This is a genomic window from Polyangium sp. y55x31, from assembly GCF_029946505.1.
Taxonomy (GTDB): Bacteria; Myxococcota_A; Polyangia; order Polyangiales; family Polyangiaceae; genus Polyangium.
In genome coordinates, this window is record NZ_JARZHG010000001.1 from 174,248 (window position 1) to 179,731 (window position 5,484).

General features: G+C 64.4%; 5 protein-coding genes. All 5 read right to left on the bottom strand.

All coding sequences use genetic code 11. The annotated features are described in order from the left end of the window. The 5 genes from QHF84_RS00470 to QHF84_RS00490 are packed head-to-tail and all read right to left on the bottom strand — an operon-like array spanning position 1 to position 5,470. The gene (locus QHF84_RS00470) at positions 1-1,035 is read right to left on the bottom strand and encodes a prohibitin family protein (RefSeq protein ID WP_281311121.1); all 1,035 of its coding nucleotides are present in this window, start codon (positions 1,033-1,035) and stop codon (positions 1-3) included. Positions 1,036-1,062: 27 nt separating this feature from the next. Continuing rightward, the gene (locus QHF84_RS00475; RefSeq protein WP_281311122.1) at positions 1,063-1,314 is read right to left on the bottom strand and encodes a hypothetical protein; all 252 of its coding nucleotides are present in this window, start codon (positions 1,312-1,314) and stop codon (positions 1,063-1,065) included. A gap of 15 nt (positions 1,315-1,329) precedes the next feature. Then, a complete protein-coding gene (locus QHF84_RS00480) occupies positions 1,330-1,941 on the bottom strand; it encodes a DUF697 domain-containing protein (RefSeq protein WP_281311123.1) in 612 nt (203 codons plus the stop codon). Positions 1,942-1,995: 54 nt separating this feature from the next. Next, the gene (locus tag QHF84_RS00485) at positions 1,996-3,675 is read right to left on the bottom strand and encodes a cyclic peptide export ABC transporter (RefSeq protein ID WP_281311124.1); all 1,680 of its coding nucleotides are present in this window, start codon (positions 3,673-3,675) and stop codon (positions 1,996-1,998) included. Between the two features lie 19 nt (positions 3,676-3,694). Next, positions 3,695-5,470: a carbamoyltransferase C-terminal domain-containing protein gene (locus QHF84_RS00490; RefSeq protein WP_281311125.1), complete on the bottom strand. Its 1,776-nt coding sequence runs from the start codon at positions 5,468-5,470 to the stop codon at positions 3,695-3,697. Positions 5,471-5,484: the final 14 nt, after the last annotated feature.

Consider the following 5,484-nt stretch of genomic DNA (forward strand, 5'->3'; position numbering starts at 1 on the left):
TCAGGGGTTGGGCGGCCCCGCGGGTTGCGGGGGCGCGGGCGCAGCGGACGCAGCGGACGCAGCGGGTGCTCCCCCCTCAATCGCTGGCTCGACGTTCATGAGCAACTGCGCGCCGTGCCCTCCGCCGAGGACGACGACCTTCGAGTTGGGCGCCTTCGCCAGATCGAGCGTGGCCTCGATGCTCCGCCAGCGCAGGAGGTCCGGATTCACTTTGCTCGCGATGATGTTGTAATCGCGGATTCCGGCCGCCTCGGTGCGTTTTCGCTCGGCTTCTTTCTCCTCGCGCTCGAGTTTGTATCGGTACTCGAGCATGAGCTGCTCCTGCTTGTACTTGTCCGCGATCGCGCTTTCCACGATGGCCGGCAGCTCGATATCGACGAGCTTGAGCTCCTGAATGATGACGTAGGGGCGCGAGGAAAACTCGTCGCCTGTCTCCTCGAGCCTGCCGAGGACGGGGATCTGACCGAGCTCTTGCAGCACGTCTCTCGAGCTCGCGTAAATCTCGTAGGCGGGCCTGTTCCCGAAGGTACGTCGGACGTGGGACTCGACCTCGGGCTGGATGAGGCGCTCGAAATACTCCGTGCCGATGTCTTGATGCAGGAACCCGAGCATTTCCTTGTTCGGTCGATACCGGATCGAGACCTCGACCCCCAGGTTGAGCCCCTCCTCGCTGAGGACGTCGAACTTCAGCTTTCTCTGCTGCAGGCGCGTCTCGTAAACGGTCAGCGCGTCCCATGGAGGAATGATGTTCAAACCTTCGCCCCAGACGCGGTTCGTCACCGTGCCACCCGCGAGAAATCGGTACATGACCGCGTGGCACCCAGGGGGAACGACGATGAAGATGCGCGGCCACAGGAAGCCGAGCGCCAGAAGCACCATGACCAGCGTCGTGTATGCGGTAAACTGGACGTTCCGCAGCCAGACCCGGAATCGATGTTGCGCGACGGCGGCTGCCCGCTCGAGGGCCGGGGGCCCCTCCGCGGCGGGGTCGGCGGACTCGGGGGGCTCTTGTGTCTGCGGCTCTTGGTCGGACATGGTCATTTCCGGGTCTCACCTACGAGGTCATCGCCCGAAGCGGAACCAAGGCCTCTTCGTCGTCGCGGGCCGTGCATTCGGCGTGGTCCAAGGCCCGAGATCGAGTGGAATGGGCCGGGGGCCCGAAGCCAGCGCCACGATGAAACCGCCGATCGGCGTCAAGATCACCGAGAGAAATACCGCCCACCGGAAGCCGATGCGGCGCGTTCCTCCGACGAGGCCTACCGCGAACACCGTCAGCGCTGGGAGCACGAAGCGAAAGATGGGAGTGAGATCCATGGGTGAACCGCTCGCTCAGGCCCCGTTGTCGGTCTTCGCCTTCTCGCTCACCTCCGCGACCGTCGCCTTGGCCTTCTCGAACTCCCGCATGAAGTACGCGCGCATGGCGACCGGGTCGAAATTGAGCAGGGTGCCGCCCGACTCGAAATGCATCATGAACACCTTGCCCGTCGCGAGCGTGAACGCGCCCGCGAGGATGGGGATGGTGATGATCCCGAGCGCCGTACCCACGCCCGGAATGAGCTTCGCCACGCTCGAACCGATCGAGGCGCCAATGGTCACCCCTCCCAGGCTCGAGAAGAGCGACGTCACGAGCTTTTGCGCGATATCCTTGGTGAAATCGACTCCGTAGAGCTCGGAGAGCTCGGAGAGCATCTTCATCTGAACGCCCGTCACGGCGATCGCGTCGGCGAACGGAATGGGCACCGCGCCGGCGCCGAGCGACCACAGGACATTGCGCCGGATGATCGCCTCCGCGCGCCCCACGAGCGGCGGCGCCGCGGAGGGCTTCGGGCTGGGCGGCGGCTCGGGCTTGGCTTCCGCCTTGGGATCAGGCTTCACCTCGATCGTGGGCTCGTCCTTGTCCTGCCTTGCGGGTTGCTTCGGCTGCGTATTCTCGGTCGTCATGGGGTCCCGCCCAGTTTCGCATGTTTCCCAGCGGTCCGGTAGAAAAAAGCGGTGTCAGGATGGGAGCGATTGCTCCGCGCTCTCGGCCTTGGGGCGAGCCGGAGCACGGCGGCCGGGCTCGATGGATAGGAGCTTTCCGTATTCCATCGTGAGGACGCGATCCGCACAGTCGAAATAACGGTCGTCGTGGCTGACGGCGATGACCGTCTTGCCCCGCGCCTTGAGCGCGGGGAGCAGCTCCTCGTAGAAGTACTTGCGGAACTCGGGGTCCTGATCCGCGGCCCACTCGTCGAAGACGTGGATGGGTCGATCCTCGAGCAGCGAGACGACCATCGCGAGGCGCTTTCTCTGGCCCGTGGAGAGGTCGCGTCGCGTGAATCGATCGACCTTGAATTCGGTCTTGCCCTCGAGCTGCATCTGGGCGAGCAGGCGGGAGACGGCGGCGCCGTCGACATCGAGCAGGCCGTAGGCCTTCGAGAAGAGGTGAAAATCGGAGAAGATCGCGGAGATCATCTCGCGATACGCCGGCGCGTTTTGCGGTCGCAGGAGCTCGCCCCCCGAAAAGAGCATCCCCGCGGTGGGGGCGTAAAGCCCGGTCAGGACTTTGAGGAGCGTCGATTTCCCGCTGCCATTGCCACCGACGATGAAAATGATCTCCCCCGGGTCGATGGTGAGGCTGACGGGCCCGATTCGGAACGGCGCGTCGCCGTTCGTCCGCGCATACTCGTATTCGACCTCCTGTACGACGATCGCGCCGGGCTTGCCCTTCCACGGATCGGAGAGCGCGCCTTCCGGCACCTTCGCCGAAGCGGCTGCGTCGAGCTTCCTTTCGAGCGCCTCGATCTCGGCGATCGCCTGGTTCGAGCGGACGTACGCGGGATACCCGCTCACCGCACCCTGCAAGGGCCCCCACAAGAACATGACGCCCGAGACGAGCTTCGTCAGCGTGGCCGGCTCCATGTGCACGTGCCGCGGCAATACGAAGACGAGAGCGCCGAGGAGCACGAACAGGTTGCAGCTCGCGAGGATGAAATTGTCGTCGAAAAGATGATTGGCTTTTCGCGTGAAGTCGCGCAGGTTCGCCGAGGTCATCATGATATCGTCGCGGATCTCCTGACCGCGCGCTCGGCTGAATCTGACTTCCTTGAAGCCCCGTAGGAGATCCGTGAGCACATCGAAGAACGCGACCCGGGTCTTCGCGAGCTGTTGCAGAAATCCGACCATCACCTCGCTGCGCGTCCAATACAGCGCGAGCCCGGCGGCCGTGAGGATCCCGAGCAGCGCAAAGGCCGGGAGCGACATCCACGCGATGTAGACGATCGCGAACACGAAGATGAGCAGCTGCTGCAGGACGTTCGTCACGAGCCCGGCTGCGCCCGAAATCACCGTCGCGTTCTCGGTGATGCGGTCGTAGATCTCGGAGGTCCCGAGGCGCTCGAGCGCCGCAAAATCAGCGCGCAGGATCTTCTCGACGATCCTGCCCTTGATGCGGTGCAGGATCTCCTCGACGATATCAATCGTACGGTGGAACAGGTACCTCGCGCCCAGGATGTATGCCAGGATGAGCACGAGGAAGAGGAAAAACGCCCTCGCATCGACGTCGTCGGGCGCCTGCGCGGCGCCGTTGATGAAGACCAGCACGAGCGTGTTGCCGACGCCCGCCGCCGTCGACGCGACCAAGAGCCTCAAGCGGTCTGGGCCGGCTTCCTTGTAGATGAGCTGGACGATGTTCATCGGCGTCCCGGTCACTTTATCAGACCCGCGAAGCGGATGCTCGGGAAGAGAGCCCCGGTGCGCTCGGCGCCAGCGCGCGTGCTTCCGCCTCGCCCCTCGGCTGCCGCGACGCCTCGACGAGACAATCTCCAATGGCAAGCACGTCGATGCTCGCGCTCCTGAACGTCTCGATCGCGTGCTCCGGCGTGCAGACGATGGGCTCGCTGTCGTTGAACGACGTGTTGAGGACCATCGGTACACCTGTCCGCGCGTAAAATGCCGAGATGAGCTTGTGGTACCTCGGGTTCGTCTCTGCGCGAACGGTCTGCACGCGGCTCGTCCCGTCGACATGAATGACAGAAGGGATTTGGGCCATGCGATCGGGCCGGACGGGATAGGCGAGGAGCATGAAATCCGATGTCGCCGTGCTCTTTTCGATGACGAACCAGCGCTCCGCCTCCTCCGCGAGGATGCTCGGCGCGAAGGGGCGGAAGCTCGCGCGGTGCTTGATGCGGTCATTCAGGCGGCGCTTCATCTCCAGCGCGCGTGGATCTGCGAGCAAGCTGCGATTGCCGAGCGCGCGTGGTCCGAACTCCATGGCCCCCTGGAACCAGCCGACGATCTTGCCTGCCGCAAGGAGCTCGGCGACCTTTTCCTCGATGTTCGGCTCGCGCTGGTACACGACGCCGGTCTTCGAGAGAGCGCGCTCGATTGCCGAATCGTCGAAGCGCGGCCCCACGTATGGGTGGAGCATCGGAGATCGCTCCGCATGGCCGAGCACGTCGTGCCACACGTGTAATGCGGCGCCGAGCGCCGTGCCTGCGTCGTGCGCGGCAGGTTGCACGAAGAGCCCCTCGAACGGGCTCGCCTCGAACACGATCCGATTGGAGACGCAATTGAGCGCGACGCCCCCCGCCATGCAAAGGTTCTTCGACCCAGTCCGCGCCGCGAGGTGACGGACCATGTGCCCGATCGTCTGATTGGTCATCTCTTGAAGCGCGGCAGCGATGTCCTCGTGCGCCGCGAGGATCGGTTCGCTTTTCTTGCGCAGGGGGACGCCAAACAGGGCCTCGAGGGGTTCGTAGTCCTCCACGCGAAATCGCAAAGCGCCGCCGTCGAGCGCGAAGTGCCCTTCGGGCTCGAAGGAGACGAGGCGCTCGAACGACCCGCGGAATCGACGTGGATCACCATAAGCGGCAAGCCCCATGACCTGGCAGGCGTCGTACTCCGAGAAACCGAGAAACTTGGAGAGCTTTTCCCACAAGAACCCGAGCGAGGATGGATACCTGATTTCATCGAGCGCCTCGATCTTCGACCCGCATCCGGAGGCGAAGAGCGTCGAGCCAACCTCACCGATGCCGTCGACGCACAGAATGGCCGCCTCGCGGAACGGTGAAGGATGGAACGCCGAAGCGGCGTGCGCGAGATGGTGGGGGACCCACTTGAACTCGCCGGTCATGCCCAGACGCCGGAGCTCCGCAGGCACGCGCAGGGCGAGGTCGAAGAAAAGCTGCTCCCCCGCTGGGCTTCCCCAACCGCCGGGGACGACCGGCTCGACGATCTCCTTGTTGCGAAGTCGGTCGTGGGGTTCGAGCGAATACCCCACACACGATACTTCCCCGAGCGTGACGCCTGCGACGTCGAGGCAATACTGGATTGCGAGAAGCGGCAGCGCGTGGCCGTCGTCGAGGTTCGCCGCCTTGCCGTGTTTCCTGCGCGAGAGGCGCTCCTCCTCGATCGCGGCGACGATCGCGCCATCCTTCAGCAAGCAGGCGGCCGATTCATGGTATGCGGCGTTGATGCCCAATACGTACATCGATGACCTCGAAT